The sequence below is a fragment of the Chryseobacterium sp. genome, assembly GCF_022869225.1.
In the GTDB taxonomy this organism is placed as follows: Bacteria; Bacteroidota; Bacteroidia; order Flavobacteriales; family Weeksellaceae; genus Chryseobacterium.
This window is the reverse complement of sequence record NZ_JALIHL010000001.1, coordinates 390884-407007: the sequence shown is the minus strand read 5'-3', so window position 1 is coordinate 407007 and position 16124 is coordinate 390884. Positions and strand designations below refer to the sequence as shown.

13 protein-coding genes and 1 pseudogene are annotated in these 16124 nt (G+C 38.4%); 13 read left to right on the top strand and 1 reads right to left on the bottom strand.

Annotated features, from left to right (window positions below):
- Window positions 1-58 precede the first annotated feature (58 nt).
- The 8 genes and pseudogenes from purB (at window position 59) to MUW56_RS01975 (ending at window position 9385) form a co-directional block, all read left to right on the top strand.
- Entirely contained in the window at window positions 59-1486 is a 1428-nt protein-coding gene (purB, locus tag MUW56_RS02010) for an adenylosuccinate lyase (RefSeq protein ID WP_292011614.1), read from the top strand.
- A gap of 50 nt (window positions 1487-1536) precedes the next feature.
- Window positions 1537-2517: a WG repeat-containing protein gene (locus MUW56_RS02005; RefSeq protein ID WP_292011613.1), complete on the top strand. Its 981-nt coding sequence runs from the start codon at window positions 1537-1539 to the stop codon at window positions 2515-2517.
- A gap of 5 nt (window positions 2518-2522) precedes the next feature.
- Complete coding sequence (locus MUW56_RS02000; RefSeq protein WP_292011612.1) at window positions 2523-3182, top strand: serine hydrolase; 660 nt, start codon at window positions 2523-2525, stop codon at window positions 3180-3182.
- A 232-nt stretch (window positions 3183-3414) separates the two neighbouring features.
- Window positions 3415-7110, top strand: coding sequence for a phosphoribosylformylglycinamidine synthase (locus MUW56_RS01995; protein ID WP_292011611.1), 3696 nt, complete (start codon window positions 3415-3417; stop codon window positions 7108-7110).
- On the top strand, window positions 7091-7504 hold the full coding sequence (locus tag MUW56_RS01990; protein ID WP_292011610.1) for a ribonuclease inhibitor: 414 nt from the start codon (window positions 7091-7093) through the stop codon (window positions 7502-7504). Before MUW56_RS01995 ends, MUW56_RS01990 begins: the two co-directional genes overlap by 20 nt.
- Window positions 7505-7714: 210 nt before the next feature.
- Window positions 7715-8344 carry a GDSL-type esterase/lipase family protein gene (locus MUW56_RS01985; RefSeq protein WP_292011609.1) on the top strand — a complete coding sequence of 210 codons (630 nt, stop codon included), beginning with the start codon at window positions 7715-7717 and terminating at the stop codon, window positions 8342-8344.
- Between the two features lie 80 nt (window positions 8345-8424).
- Window positions 8425-8676 (top strand): annotated as a pseudogene (locus MUW56_RS01980) (gamma-glutamylcyclotransferase family protein); the annotation flags it as partial.
- A gap of 250 nt (window positions 8677-8926) precedes the next feature.
- Window positions 8927-9385, top strand: coding sequence for a GyrI-like domain-containing protein (locus MUW56_RS01975; protein WP_292011608.1), 459 nt, complete (start codon window positions 8927-8929; stop codon window positions 9383-9385).
- A gap of 83 nt (window positions 9386-9468) precedes the next feature.
- Here MUW56_RS01975 and MUW56_RS01970 read toward each other — a convergent pair whose 3' ends face one another.
- Window positions 9469-9825: a diacylglycerol kinase gene (locus MUW56_RS01970; protein ID WP_292011607.1), complete on the bottom strand. Its 357-nt coding sequence runs from the start codon at window positions 9823-9825 to the stop codon at window positions 9469-9471.
- 313 nt (window positions 9826-10138) lie between these two features.
- On the opposite strand from MUW56_RS01970, the gene dnaN reads away from it, so the two are divergent.
- From dnaN to MUW56_RS01945, 5 genes are all read left to right on the top strand, one after another.
- Window positions 10139-11269 carry a DNA polymerase III subunit beta gene (gene dnaN / locus MUW56_RS01965; RefSeq protein WP_292011606.1) on the top strand — a complete coding sequence of 377 codons (1131 nt, stop codon included), beginning with the start codon at window positions 10139-10141 and terminating at the stop codon, window positions 11267-11269.
- A 241-nt stretch (window positions 11270-11510) separates the two neighbouring features.
- Window positions 11511-12341 (top strand): helix-turn-helix domain-containing protein, encoded by an 831-nt coding sequence (locus tag MUW56_RS01960; RefSeq protein WP_292011605.1) that lies wholly within the window; start codon window positions 11511-11513, stop codon window positions 12339-12341.
- Between the two features lie 63 nt (window positions 12342-12404).
- Complete coding sequence (locus MUW56_RS01955; protein WP_292011604.1) at window positions 12405-13019, top strand: DUF417 family protein; 615 nt, start codon at window positions 12405-12407, stop codon at window positions 13017-13019.
- A gap of 276 nt (window positions 13020-13295) precedes the next feature.
- The gene (pheT, locus tag MUW56_RS01950; RefSeq protein WP_292011603.1) at window positions 13296-15698 is read left to right on the top strand and encodes a phenylalanine--tRNA ligase subunit beta; all 2403 of its coding nucleotides are present in this window, start codon (window positions 13296-13298) and stop codon (window positions 15696-15698) included.
- 151 nt (window positions 15699-15849) lie between these two features.
- Entirely contained in the window at window positions 15850-16089 is a 240-nt protein-coding gene (locus MUW56_RS01945; RefSeq protein WP_292011602.1) for a hypothetical protein, read from the top strand.
- Window positions 16090-16124 lie beyond the last annotated feature (35 nt).

Genomic DNA, 16124 nt, shown 5'->3' with positions numbered 1-16124 from the left:
ATTTTCATCTCTCACTGAAAAGTCGTATTTTTGTACATCTAAAAAAGTAAAAGAACGAATGAATTCCTACAAAAATCCATTGGAAGAGCGCTATTCCAGTGAAGAAATGTTGTTTAATTTCTCACATAATAACAAATTCCGTACCTGGAGAAAGCTTTGGATCGCTTTAGCTGAAATTGAAAAAGATCTTGGCCTTGAAATTACAGACGAGCAGATTGCAGAACTGAAAGCGAATGCTGAAAATATCGATTTTGATAAAGCAGCAGAATACGAAAAGAAATTCCGTCATGATGTAATGGCTCACGTTCACACCTATGGAGATGTGGCGCCTTCGGCAAAAGGAATTATCCATTTGGGAGCTACTTCAGCTTTTGTAGGAGATAATACAGACTTAATTCAGATCCGTGACGGACTTTTGATCTTAAAGAAAAAGTTGGTTAACGTGATGAAAAACTTAGCAGATTTCGCTATTCAGTATAAAGACCTTCCGACTTTAGGATTTACGCACTTCCAGCCGGCTCAGCTGACGACTGTCGGGAAAAGAGCTACCCTTTGGTTACAAAGTTTGGTTCTGGATATCGAAGAGCTTGATTTCTTCCTTGAAACCCTTCGTTTCAGAGGAGTAAAAGGAACAACAGGAACTGCTGCAAGTTTCCTTGAGCTTTTCAACGGTGATTATTCCAAAGTAAAACATTTAGATCAGGAACTTTCAAAAAGATTCGGTTTCGAAAAAGTTTTCGGAGTTTCCGGACAAACCTATGACCGGAAAATTGATGCTAAAGTGGTTGCCTTACTGGGAAATATCGCTCAATCTGCACATAAATTCACCAACGACTTGCGTTTACTTCAAAACCTTAAGGAAATTGAAGAACCGTTCGAGAAAAACCAAATTGGCTCATCGGCAATGGCATACAAACGTAACCCAATGAGAAGTGAAAGAATCGGAGCATTGGCGAAATATGTAATGTCGCTCACCACAAGTTCCGCAATGGTGGCTTCTACACAATGGTTTGAAAGAACACTGGATGATTCTGCAAATAAAAGATTAACGATTCCACAGGCATTCCTTGCGGTAGACGCTATCTTATTAATCTGGAACAACATTATGAACGGAATCGTGGTATATCCGAACAGAATCAACAAGCATATCGAAGAAGAACTTCCTTTCATGGCCACAGAATATATCATCATGGAAGAAGTGAAAGCGGGAGGTGACCGTCAGGAGATTCACGAAGTAATCAGAGTTCATTCTATGGAAGCTTCCAAGCAGGTGAAAGTAGAAGGGAAAGAAAACGACCTTATCGAAAGAATCTTGAATGATACCTCTTTAAAATTAGATAAATCAAAATTAAAAGAAGTTTTAGATCCTAAGAACTTTATAGGATTTGCACCGATTCAGACGGAAGAATTCGTCAAGAACGAAGTGCAGCCGATTCTCGACCAGAATAAAGATCTGATAGGATTGGAAGCTGATCTTAAAGTATAAAACAATATGCAGTCTTTTGGGCTGCATATTTTATTTCCAACCTCACGACTATGAAAAAAATACTGTTAACCATTGTATTAGTAACACCAATCATCTCTTTTTCGCAGGGAAAAGAAGTCTTACATTATTTTAAGAGCAAAGACTCTCTGGTTGGAGTAAAAAATAAAGCAGGGAAAATTATTGTTCCTGCACAGTTTAAAGTCTTTTCATATCTTAAAGATGGTGAGCCTGTAATGGGGGAAACGATTCTTTTTGATGGTGAAAAAAATGGGGAGAAAACGGAAAAAAATGCCTGGGGTTATGTGTATGACAGGAATGGAAAGTTTTTATATAACCCTTATCTGTATGATAATGGAGCCGATTATTTCTCAGAAGGAGTAAGAAGGCTGGTTAAAAATGGGAAAATAGGATTTGCAGACAGAAACGGTAAAATTGTAATTGAGCCTGAACATGACTTCGTTTCTCCTTTCAACTATGGATATGCCGCTTTTTGTGACGGCTGTGACTGGGAAAAAACTGAAGATGAGCATAAAGCAATGGTTGGCGGAACGTGGGGCGTAATGAATGCTAAAGGACAGCCTGTTCAGCCGCTTGCCGGACATTCTGAAAATGATGTGGAGATCGATGGAAAATATTACCCCAATCCGTTTGAATACAATGAGAAAGAGAAAAGCATCCTCCGGTTCTTTGAAAAACAGCATAAAAAACTCTCAGATATTTATTATGTAAATGTTTATGATAAAATGTCTGAAAATGAGAAGAAGCTGTTTTTTGAAATCGTGGAAAGACCCAAGGAAAATTTCCCTTATTATCAGATAAATACCTATGATTACAGGAAAAAGGATCTCGGAATGCTGTACCGTTTTAAATTTATGGCTTCAGAAGATGGTAAAACGTTTTATGCCATCGAAGATTTTAATGAGCAGAAAATTCCTTTTGAAAAATGGCTGAAAACCGAAATTAAAGAAGCCGGAGAATTTCAGAAAACACATCCTGATAACCCAAACAAATTCTCAAACGAACACCATTAAACGTAATGAGAAAAAATATATTGATATTTATGTTTGCCTTAGCCTTTGTAAAAAACTATGCGCAGACTGATACAACGATAGATTCGATAATAGGTGCGAATGCTGAAAAGCTTGCGCAAAAGTCAGGAGCCTATTCGGTTTCTGTCGGAGTTCTGAAAAACGGTAAAATCTATACCAGACATTTCGGCGAAATCGATAAAGGAAAAGGAAACAAGGCTAATGATAATACCTATTTTGAGATCGCTTCCGTGACCAAACTTTTTACAGGACAGTTGCTGGCAAAAGCAGTGCTGGATGGTAAAATAAAGCTGGACGAGGATGTGGGTAACTATCTTAAAGGCTCTTATCCGAATTTGGAATATCAGGGAGTACCTATCAAAATTAAAGATCTGATCTCTTATCGTACAGCGCTGCCAAATTCAAAACTGATTCATACTGTTTCTGTTGCAGGGAATTTTAATGACTGGAATCCCGGAAATAAAGACTATCAGATGACCAGAAAAGAAAAGAATCATTACGAATTGGAAATTCCGGTGTCCAAATTTGAAAAAGATAAGACTTATTCCTTTAAATTTGTAATCAATAATGCAGGGTGGATGGTTACCCCCAAAAGAGCGGCCAATGTAGATGGCACAGAAGACAACAATCTGATATTGGTACTCTAAATGAGTAAAAGTAGAAGAAAAAATAAATCCAATATTTCTGGTATCATATAATAAAAGATTGTACTGGAAAATCGGACTGATGAATCTGAAGAGGATCATATAAAAGTTGTAGAATATTGCTTATACTCCCTTCAGAAAAGGGTTTACTTGAAAAACGGCACCGTTCAATGGAGATAGCAAGGAATAAATTTGAAAAATAAAAATAAATCTAATATTAAAAATCTGACATCTAATGTCTAATAACAAAAGAATTTTCGTAGAAAAGAGAGGTATTTTCGATGTTGAAAGTCCAAAAATTTTTGATGAAGTAAAAGCGGTTGTTCCGGGAGTTCAAAGCGTAAAAGTCTACAATGTGTATGATATTTTCGGTTTGAATGAAGGAGAATTTGAAAAAGTAGTGAACAATACTTTTGTAGACCCTGTTACTGATATTTTGCACGCAGAAAACCCTGCAAAGGCAGTTCATTTCGCAATGGAGTTTTTGCCGGGCCAGTATGATCAGAGAGCAGACTCTGCACAGCAATGTATCGCTCTATTAACAGAAAATGAAAAATCAAAAGTAAGAAGTGGTAAATTGATCGAGTTTGAAGGAGTTTCTGACGCGGACCTGGTTAAAATCAAAGATCTTTTGATCAACAAAGTAGAATCTCAGGAGAAGGATCTGTCTATCTTAGATATTCCTGCCGATGAAATACCATCAAAGGTTATTATCCACGAAAACTTCATCAATTTCAACGATGCTGAGCTGGAGAGTTTTTATAACAACCATGGGTTTGCATTAGGATTGGATGATTTAAAATTCATTCAGGAATATTTTAAAACAGAACAGAGAAACCCTACGGAAACCGAATTGAAAGTGTTAGACACGTATTGGAGCGACCACTGCCGTCACACTACCTTTGAAACAGAATTGTCAGACATCCGGTTTGAAGGCCCGTTCAAACATACGTTGGAAACCATTTTCAATGACTATATTGAAAAAAGAAAATTCTTAGGCCGTGAGCTGAAGCCGATCTCTTTAATGGATCTGGCAACGGTATGCGGTAAATATTTCCATAAGACAGGCAATCTGGAGAACCTTGTGATTTCTGATGAGATCAATGCATGTACGATCCGGATTGAAGCAGAATATGATGGTAAAAAAGAACCCTGGTATTTATTATTCAAAAATGAAACCCACAACCACCCAACAGAAATTGAGCCTTTTGGTGGAGCTTCAACATGTCTGGGAGGCGCAATCAGAGATCCGTTATCCGGAAGATCTTTCGTATTCCAGGCGATGAGATTGACAGGGGCTGCCGATGTTTTGGAATCGGTAGATAAAACCTTACCAGGAAAACTTCCTCAGAAAACCATTACCAAACAGGCTGCCAACGGATATTCATCTTATGGCAACCAAATTGGTTTGGCAACGACTATGGTTTCTGAGATCTATGACGAAGGCTACAAAGCAAAAAGAATGGAGGTCGGTTTCGTTACCGGAGCCGTTCCTGTGGATTGGGTAAGACGTGAAAAGCCGGCAAAAGGAGATTCCATCATTATTTTAGGAGGTGCTACAGGCCGTGACGGCGTTGGAGGTGCCAGTGGAAGTTCAAAAGAACAGGATGAAACTTCTATTCATACAATGAGCTCGGAAGTTCAGAAAGGAAATGCCGTAGAAGAACGTAAAATTCAGAGGCTGTTCAGAAGTTCAGCCGTAACGAAGCTGATCAAAAAATCAAATGACTTCGGAGCCGGAGGTGTTTCTGTAGCGATTGGTGAAATTGCGGACTCTCTTGAAGTAAACCTTGATGTGTTACCATTAAAATATGAAGGATTAAACGGAACAGAGCTTGCCATTTCTGAGTCTCAGGAAAGGATGGCCGTTGTGGTAGATCCAAAAGATAAAGAACAGTTCATCAAATTCTGTGAAGCTGAAAACATTGTTGCCGTAGAAGTGGCAAAAGTGACGGATTCAGGAAGAATGCAGATGTTCTGGAAAGGAAATAAAATCGTTGATCTTTCAAGAGAATTCCTGGATACCAACGGGTGCTCAAAATCTCAGGGAGTAAAAATCGACCACCTGGAAGAAGTAAAAGAAGAAACCAAAGCTTTCACGGAAGAAAACTTCCTGAATATTTTAAAAGATAAAAATGTAGCCTCTCAGAAGGGATTGCTGGAAATGTTTGATTCTTCAGTAGGAGGAACTACCGTAGCAATGCCTTTAGGAGGAAAATATCAGCAGACGCTGATGGAAGGAAGTGTTCAGACATTACCCATCTTAGGCGCCAAAGATATTAAAACCGTTTCTTTGGCAAGCTGGGGATTTGATGCGGAAATTTCAAAACAAAACTCATTATTGGGAGCTTCCTATGCTGTAGTAGAAAGTGTAGCGAAGATTGTTGCAATGGGAGGTGATTACAAAAACATCCGGTTAAGCTTCCAGGAATATTTTGAAAAATTAGGACAAGCTCCTGAAAAATGGGGTAAACCTTTAGCTTCTTTGTTGGGAGCTTATGATGCTCAGATCAATCTTGGGCTTGCTGCCATTGGTGGTAAAGATTCCATGAGTGGAACATATCAGGATCTGAATGTGCCTCCAACATTGATTTCTTTTGCCTGTGCCAACGGAGAAAAACAAAATATCATCTCTCCCGAATTTAAAAACGCAGGAAACAAAATCTACTTCTTCAATCATATTCCGCAGGAAAGCGGACTTCCGGACTATAACGCTTTAAAAGACGTTTTTGAATTGATTTTCGAAAATATCAAAGCAGGGAAAATCGTTTCTGTGAAAACTGTTAAGGAAGGAGGTGTTGCTGTAGCATTGGCAAAAATGAGCTTCGGAAACAGATTGGGTGCTGAAATCACTGCGGATGAAAATACTTTACTGGCTAAAAACATCGGTAGCTTAATCATTGAATCTAAAGAAGAATTAAGCTCAGCAGTCCTTCAGCTGATAGGAGAGGTGAAAGATTCAGGTGTTTTAAAAATCAACGCTCTTGAAACCCGAATCACGAATCTTGAATCGGCATACACCAATACATTTGAAAACCTTTTCCCAACTGTAGAAAAAGAAAAGATCACGGTTGAAATTGATGAACAATCAAACTCCATCAACCCAAGAAATATTATCATTAAGAAACACGGAATTGCACAGCCTAAAGTTTTTGCTCCGGTATTCCCGGGAACCAACTGTGAGTATGATACGCTGAATGCATTCCAAAAAGAAGGTGCCGTAGTAAGCAGCTTACCTTTGATCAATATCAACCACCAGCTGCTGGATGAAAGCATTGATGCCTGGGTAGAAGAAATCAAAACCTCTCAGATTTTAGCATTTTCAGGAGGCTTCTCTGCAGGGGACGAACCGGATGGTTCTGCAAAATTCATTGTTAACGTGTTGAAAAATGAAAAGATGAAAAATGCAGTTCATGAGTTATTAGACAGAGACGGGATGGTCATCGGGATCTGTAACGGTTTCCAGGCTTTGGTTAAATCAGGGCTGTTGCCTTACGGAAGAATCAAAGATCTGGATGAAAATTCTCCGACATTGGCTCACAATGCGATCAGAAGGCATATTTCCCAAATGGTAACGGTGAAAGTCGTGAATGATGAAAGCCCATGGCTGAAAGGAATGAAAGGCCAGACCTTCACGATTCCGATTTCCCACGGAGAAGGACGTTTCATGGCTTCAGAAGAAGAAATCAAGAAGTTGTATGAGAACGGACAAATTGCTACTCAATACATAGACTTTGATGGAAATATCGCTCACGGGATGCCGTTCAACCCTAATAATTCATTATTCGGAATTGAAGGGATCACGAGCCCATGTGGAAAGATCTACGGAAGAATGGGGCATCCTGAACGTTTTGCCGACGGTCTCATGAAAAACATACCTACCGCGAATTATCACAATATCTTCAAAAACGGTGTTGAATACTTCAAATAACAATAAAAGAAAAATGATCGTCATCAATGGCGGTCATTTTTCGTCTTTAGGAGGATTCTATGAAGAGATCTCCAATGTTTTAATGCGTGATACGGATTGGAAAGTAGGAACCCTGGATGGATTTGATGATATTCTTTACGGAGGTTTCGGACTGTTTGAAAACGGAGAAAAGATTGAAATCCTATGGAAAGAATCAGAAAAATCAAAGGAAGATCTCGGGCTGAAAGCAACTCAGGAGTTTTACGAAAATAAAATCAGGCAGGGAAAGCCTTTCAATGTAGAACTGATTCAGCAGAAACTGGATGAATTGTTAGACGGAAAAGGGCAGACATTGTTTGACATCCTGGTCGAAATTATACAATCGCATGCCCATATAGAATTGAATATGGATTAATGAATTAAATGAGTAATAGATTTTAACAGATTATAAGATCCGCTTCATCAGATGAGCTTGCTGATTCCGGAAGTTCCGGCACGAATGATAAACCTGGTATTAAAAAAGTCTTTACCTCTAAAAAAGTATATTTTATCGGGGCAGAACTTTTTTATATAGTGTAATCTTAATAATTTCACTGAAACAAAATGGGCGACAACAAGAATTAAAATGAAGAAAATAACTTATGGGCTGTTCTTTGGAGACAGTATTACGTACGGAGAATATGACGGAGTATTTGGAGGCTGGGTAGATATCCTGAAAAGATACGCCCTTCAAAAGTTTCATGAAGGGAATGGGGATGAGCTGATCCTGTTCAATCTGGGAATTGGCGGAGAAACCACCGAAGGATTACTGAAGAGATTGCCATATGAACTGAATGCCAGAAATTCGGCTGACGGAAATCTTGTTTTCCTGGGATACGGAGCCAATGACCTTGCCATAAAAGATGGAGAATACATCGTAGGACCTGAAGTGTTTAAAAACAATATCGAGGCTGCTGTTGAGCTGGCAGGACCATTTTCCAATGAGATTTACCTCGTAAGTATTCTCCCTGTTTCTCAAAAAATAGATGGAGTAGTCGTAGCCTCAGGAAAAGTAAGAACTAATGCAGAAGTAGAAGCTTACAATCAGATTCTTAAAGATATAGCCTCAGAGCATTCTTTAGGATATATTGATTTTTATGCTGCATTTTTCGAGGATAAAGAGATTTTGCTGTCTGCTGACGGGGTTCATCCTAATGAAAAAGGCTATGGAATGATGGCCGAAATAGCAATACCCATCATTGAAAAATACATATAATGCCGCATTTATTTTCTTATGGAACCCTGTAGAAAGAGCAGGTACAGCTCGAAACTTTCGGACGGGTTTTACAGGGTCAGAAAGATATGCTGTCCGGATATCAGCTCAGGATGATTGAAATTACAGATCCTGAAGTCCTGAGAAAAAGCGGTCAGCAATACCATCCGGTTTTGGCATTCTCAGGAGACACCGGGGACGAGGTGGAAGGAATGCTTTTTGAAGTTACGGAAGAGGAAATCCTTCAGGCTGATGCATATGAACTGGAAGATTATAAAAGAATTGAAACCACCTTTAAATCCGGAAAGAAAGGGTTTATTGATGTGGGAAGATAACGAAACAGAACGGGCAGAATCACAGATATAAAGGTATATTTAAACGGGCTTAAGTCCGTTTTTTTGTTTGGAATGTCCATTTACTGGCTTTATCCAAAATCTGAAATAGGGTCATACATCGCGGCAGTCTTTCCGGTCTGTGAGAGATATGTATGCAGATGAAAAAGACTCAAAATACTTTAGAAAGCCTGTTGACATACAGTTGTCACAGCCTGAGTCTATCTTTGAAGAAGAATAAAATATTGAAATAATGAACAACGTCAGAACAGAAGCCTGTAAGGTAATCGGTATTGCAGTAAGAACCACCAATGAAAATAACCAGGCGGCAGAAGATATCGGAGCGTTATGGGAAAAATTTATGAAAGAAGGTATTTTAAACGCCATTCCCAATAAAGTCGATAATACCCTATATTCAATATACACAGACTACGAAAAAGACCATACAAAGCCTTATACAACCCTGTTGGGATGCAAAGTGGAAAATCTTGACAGCATTCCGGAAGGAATGACCGGGCAGTCTTTTGACGGTGGGAATTATGTGAAATTTACAGCTAAAGGAGACCTGACAAAAGGATCGGTCATTAATGAATGGGTAAAAATCTGGAATATGGAGATAGACAGAGCATTCACTGCAGATTTTGAAATATACGGAGAAAAGGCACAGAATCCTTCAGATGCTGAAGTGGATATTTTTATTGCTGTGAAATAAAATGGGTAAGGAAGCTGGGATAGGGAAGTCTGAGGTCTGGGAAAGTATCAAAGTCACAAGATAGGATTACTTCCAGCTTCCGTCTAATTAAAAATATATTTCCAGTAAACAAGAATTCCAACCCCTACTGAAGCAGCAGCCATTAACGCGACAGCTCCGGCAGCAATATCTTTAATAAAGCCAATTCTTTTGTCGAAATCAGGCTGGATGATATCGCAGATCCTTTCAATGGCAGTATTGAAAATTTCAGCACTTAAAACAGCAAAAGAAACGATAAGGATAAGGGCTGCATCAGTCCCGGAAAGCCTGAGATAAAAAATTAAAAATAAATTAACAAAGAAAGCCAGCAGTTCGATCTGAAAATTTCTTTCTGTCTTTACCATGAAAAATACCCCGCGAAAAGCATTCAGAAAACTTTTATGAATAGGCGGTTTTTTCATGAGTTCTAATTTTTTTTGACAAAGATAGCTTTTGTATTTTGATTGTTGGCTGTTATCCGCTATATTTGAGAAGCAATAATGATGAAAAAAAGATGATCTGTAATTCCGGGTTCTAAATCCCGGTATCGGTATTTTCCAGCAGTATAAGCATAGTGCAGGAAAGGTTTTTTAGCGGAGAAATGAATAACTGAAGAAAACCGCCACAAGGTCAGGATTGAAAACAGATTCATGATGTTTGTTAAAAACTACTGGAGATTATTTTTTTCTTTGTTATATGTATTTATTATATTTGTAGAAACTTATTTTTAAATCTATGAAATTTATTATTTCAAGTGGTGAACTGCAGAAGGCTTTGCAAACTGTAAGTGGCGTAATATCAAGCTCTCAATCGAGACCTATTTTAGAAAACTATCTTTTTGAACTAGACGGAAATAATGTTACCATTACAGCATCTGATGGCGAGACAACTCTTGTTACTTCTTTGGACGTGAAGTCTGATGACACAGGTAAATTTGCTGTTCCTGCTAAAATTTTTCAGGATTTTATCAAGACCTATGGCGAACAGCCTTTGACATTTGTCGTAAAGGACAATGCTGAAGGAACCGGAAGCCAGCTTGAGATTTTAGATGAAAAAGACAACTTTGCCGTAGCATTGGACAATGCGGATGACTATCCTGAATTGCCTGAATTTGATGCTTCCCAAAGTGTAACAATGCCGGCAGGAGTATTATCTGAAGCGCTTACCAATACACTTTTTGCAACCAGTAATGATTCTCTTCGTCCGGTAATGACGGGAGTGCTGTTCCAGTTTGGAGAAAATGAAACGAATTTCGTTTCCACAGATTCTCACAGATTGGTGGTCTATAAAAGAACAGACCTGATGAACGCTGAACCTATGGAGTTCATCATGCCTAAAAAACCTTTGAATATTTTCAAAAATATCCTGGCAAGTTCCAATGAAGACGTTAAAATCGACTTTAATGAGAATATGGCCAAGTTTACCTTTGATAAACATATCTGGATCTGTAGACTGATCGATGGGAAATATCCGAACTATACCGCGGTAATTCCAAAAGAAAATCCAAATGTTCTCACGATCAACAGAAACCTTTTATTAGGAGCGATCAAAAGAGCATCGATCATGTCTAATAAATCCACCAACCAGGTGAGATTTAAACTTTCCGGAAATATTCTTCACCTTCATGCAGAAGACACAGAATATGCAAACAAAGCGGATATGCAGATCCCTTGTGACTACAACGGAGAAGATATCAACATTGGATTCAGCTCTAAATTCTTAACAGAAATGCTGACGATCTTAGGTTCTGATGATGTAACTATGAAAATGTCTCAGCCCAACAGACCGGGGATCATTGAACCTATTGACGGTCTTGAAGAAAATGAAAATATCTTAATGCTGTCAATGCCGGTAATCGGGTTGTAAGATTAAGAATGAAATACTATAAAAAAGCTGGATTTTTCCGGCTTTTTTTATTGATAATACCCGGGAAGATGTTGTGATTCTTATCAAAATTCTTAACGGTTTAAACATCAGGAAGCACTTAGAGAATCAAAACTTTTGAGTTGCACTGCATCAACCGTTTTATTTGCGAAATAGTAGTGCTGAGATCTTATTTTTCCCGATTTTTGTACAGTTCTTCAACTCCTCAAAAGATCAGGTAATTATGCAAGTAACAATAGAGTCATATGAAACCTTCGGTTTTCCCTCAGCATTGACGACTGAAAATTACAGTGTTGTATTATGGAAGGGTTCAGGTGTTTTTTCGGTAGATGATATTAATTATTCTTACAAAGGATGCAATATACTATTTCTTTCCCCTTATCAAAAGCTGAAACTGGCTTCTGAATCCAATGAAAAGGTTGCTGTTCTTCTTTTCCATAGTGATTACTACTGCATAGAATATCATAAAGAGGAAGTAGCGTGTAATGGACTTCTTTTTAATAATATTTATCTCAATCCCGGTATAGAGCTCAGTGAAGAGAATTACGCATATATTCTGGAACTTTTTAATCACATAAAAAAAGAAAATACTGAAAATCATCAGTTTTCCAAATCCATCATTAAAACCTATATACAGCTGATTCTTGCTATAGGCAGCAAACAAAAGAACAACATCCGTGACGAATCAGCTTCCGCGGATCAACTTCCGAATAAAAATGCAGCAGCATTTCAAAAACTGCTCGAAATTCATTTCAAAGAAGAAAAAGAGCTTTCATTCTACAGCGATAAGTTAAGTATTACAAACAATACTTTAAGCAAAGCTGTTAAAAAGGAATTTTCCAAGACGCCAAGCCAGCTGATGAATGAGCGAATAATCCTGGAATCTAAAAAGCTACTTCATCTGACCTATAGATCAGTTAAGGAAATTGCTTCGGAACTGGGATTCACGGACGAGTTTTATTTCAGCAGATATTTTAAAAAATCAGTGGGATGCTCCCCAAAGAACTATAGAGAAAAAGTAGGGATTTCTATTGTGGCAAAAATGTCCATGTAATGTCCTTAAATATCTATTCTTTGGATTTCTGTATCCGGATACTTTTGCAGGAAAATAAATCATATGCAGCACAATAGAGTATTCAGTTATTTACTAAGATTAGATGTTTATGCTCTCCATTTTCTGAGAATTTCAATATTCATCGTCATGGCCTGGATTGGCGGGCTTAAAGCATTTCAATATGAAGCGGATGGGATCGTTCCTTTTGTTGCCAACAGTCCTTTCATGAGTTTTTTCTATAAAAATGCAGGAAATAAAAGGGTTGGTGAAGATCAAAGGCCTGTTTCAGAATACACTTTGTATAAAAATCCGGAAGGAAAAATAGTACATAAGAACATTGACTGGCATACACAAAACGGAACCTATGTATTTTCATATGGCTTGGGAACAGTGATTGTCACCATAGGAATTTTAGTGGTACTTGGAATTAGGTTTCCTGGTATAGGGGCTGTCGGAGGAGGGCTCACCTTTCTGATGTCTTTGGTGACGCTTTCGTTTTTAATCACCACTCCTGAAGTATATGTTCCCAACCTTGGCGGAGATCATCCTAGTCCTCAATATGGCTTTCCTTATTTGTCCGGGGCGGGACGTTTGGTGTTAAAGGATATCATCATGGCCGCAGCAGGGCTGGTATTGTTCTCCGATAGTTTAAAAAAAGCGGTTAAGCCTGCCAGCTGATCCATCAGAAAGTAACCGGGGCTGTCGGGCTATCATCCTGACAATCTTCTGACTAAGACGAAGCCTGATACTTGAGCGGTTTGCAGGGCTGGTGGAATTAACGAAAATTTATTATCTTAAAGTTGGTTCTAAATTTCTGTATTTCTCAAAAAAACACGACATTTGTACGCTTAAAACTGTACGACTACAATTGTACAAATTCAAATAAATTTTTTGAAAATATATCGGATGAAACTCCAAGGTGGCATCTGGCTTTAGAAAAAATAAAATTATCAGATGAAAATATCAAACAATTGGCTGAAAGACTTTGTAAAAACGGAATTGAAAACTGAAAGAATCGGTGAGTTTCTTACAGATATAGGTCTTGAAGTTGAAGGGATAGATAAATTTGAAAGTGTAAAGGGCAGTCTGAAAGGAATTGTGGTAGGGAAGGTTTTAACCTGCGAAAAACATCCGAATGCTGATAAACTAAAGAAGACTACGGTAGATGTAGGAAACGGAAAGGTACTGAACATCGTTTGCGGCGCTCCGAATGTGGAAGCAGGACAAACCGTACCGGTAGCTGTGGTAGGGACTAAAATCTACGACAAGGCCGGAAACTTTTTTGAAATCAAGGAAGCGAAGATCAGAGGAGAGGTTTCTCAGGGGATGATTTGTGCTGAAGATGAGCTTGGCCTTAGCGAAGATCACGGAGGAATCATGGTGCTGGATGAAACAAAATATAAAGTAGGAAAGAATTTTGCGGATTATTTTGAATTAACGAATGATGAGGTTTTCGAAATTGGATTAACCCCAAACAGAACGGATGCAATGTCACACTATGGAGTGGCAAGAGATCTTCATGCTTACCTTTCTACCAATCAGTTGAAGTCGCAGTTTAATAAAGTGGCTTCAGAAGCTTTAAATAATGAAGGTTCCCATGATTTTACCCTGGTAATTGAAGATGCAGAATTATGCCCAAGATATATTGGAGCTGTGATTGAAGACGTAAAAGTAGAGGAGTCTCCGGCGTGGTTGAAAGACAGATTGAAAGCTATCGGACTGAGCCCGATCAATAATGTTGTGGATATTACCAACTATATCCTTCACGGATACGGACAGCCGCTTCATGCTTTTGATGCGGATAAAATTGCAGACAAAAAAGTGAAAGTAGGAGTTGTGAAGCCGGGGACGAAGTTCACCACATTGGACGGAGTGGAAAGAACACTGAACGGAACGGAAATCATGATCAAAGACGGAAAAGACACCCCCATGTGTATTGCCGGAGTTTTTGGCGGAGCTACGTCAGGCGTTTCTGAGACAACCAGGACTGTTTTCCTTGAAAGTGCTTATTTCAACCCGGTAGCGGTGAGAAAAGGAGCAAAACTGCACAGTTTGAATACAGATGCTTCTTTCAGATTTGAAAGAGGAGTAGATCCTAATATTACAAGAACAGCCATCACGCATGCTATCAAATTAATTCAGGAAATAGCCGGCGGAAAATTAGCGGGAGATTTGCTGGAAGAATATCCTAAGAAAATCGAGGACAGCTATGTGATCCTTAGATTCTCTAAAATTGAACAGATTTTAGGAACAAAAATCCATAGGGAGAAAGTAAAAGAAATTTTGAAAGCACTGGAAATTCAGGTGCTCAATGAGATTCCTAACGGTTTTGAAATCTCTGTACCTGCTTACAGAGCTGATGTAACGAGAGAGATTGACGTTATTGAAGAGATCTTAAGAATTTACGGGTACAATAAAATTGATGCTCCGCAAAAGATTTCATTTACCCCGGTTAAATTAAGTGCGAACGATCAGGATGAATTGGAAAACAGCTGGGCAAGAACCTTACAAAGCTTAGGCTTCAATGAAGTGATGAATAACTCTCTGACTTCTGTAAAAGATGAAACGGATGCTGTTAAACTGCTAAATCCTTTAAGCAATGATCTTGCATTCATGAGAAAGTCTTTATTGGAAGGGCTTCTTCAAAATGCGGTGTACAATATCAACAGAAAAAATCAGGATATCAAATTTTTTGAATTCGGGAAAATTTATCACAAAAAAGATAAGTATGAAGAAAGAAAGCAATTGGCAATCCTGGTGACAGGAAGAGATGTTGCTGAAAACTGGCTTCAGCCTAAGTCATCGGTAAGTTTCTACAATCTGAAAGCATATGGTAAAGTTTTATTGGAAAGGCTTGCGGTAGACTACAGGGAAGTGCCCTTATCTGATGACAGATTTTCCGATGCGTTAGCGTACGAAGCAGACGGAAAAACGTTGGTAAGAATCGGAAAAGTAGCGCCTGCATTGTTGAAGGAGTCTGATATTGACCAGGAATGCTTCTATGCAGAAATTGAATTGGAATGGGCTCAAGAACTGCGTTCTAAGAATGAACTGAAGTTTAAGGATATTCCTAAGTTCAACAAGATCAGAAGAGACCTGGCTTTATTGATTGATAAAAATGTAGGTTACGAGGAACTGTATCAGACTGCAAAAAAGAATAAATCTCCATTTATTAAAGGAATCAACTTGTTCGATGTGTATGAAGGCAAAAATCTTCCGGAGGGTAAAAAGTCTTATGCCATGAGCTTTGAGCTTTTAAATGAAGAGAAAACACTGGAAGAAAAAGAAATTACGGAAGTGATGGATTCATTGATCAAATCTTTCCAGAAAGAATTCAATGCTGAATTGAGATCTTAATTCTAAAAAATATTATATATGAAACGGGCTTTTTTAAGCCCGTTTTTTTTATCCGCTGTTCCAAGTAAGCAGCAGAACTTCGTAAACTTATGTCATTCCGAAGAGTCAATAACAAAGATTGCAGATGATTCTGATTACAGTACAGCACTGAATGTTATTGGCTCCGCCGGTGAATACCCATAATTTTACCGGAGATACATCTCTGGACCTTAAAATAGTCTCGTACAAACCGGTTTGGGTCTTTGTATTTCCAACAGATCAGAAATATCTTAAAACCGTCTATGAAACGCTTTGTTCACGAGCATTCATCCTCAAAAAACAGCACGTATTGGTGAATCCGTTAGTGTTGTTTCCGGTTAAAAGAGTACTGAAAAATATCAAAAACATCTAATGTTAAAGAATAATAAAATTCGCTGCAACCCGTTT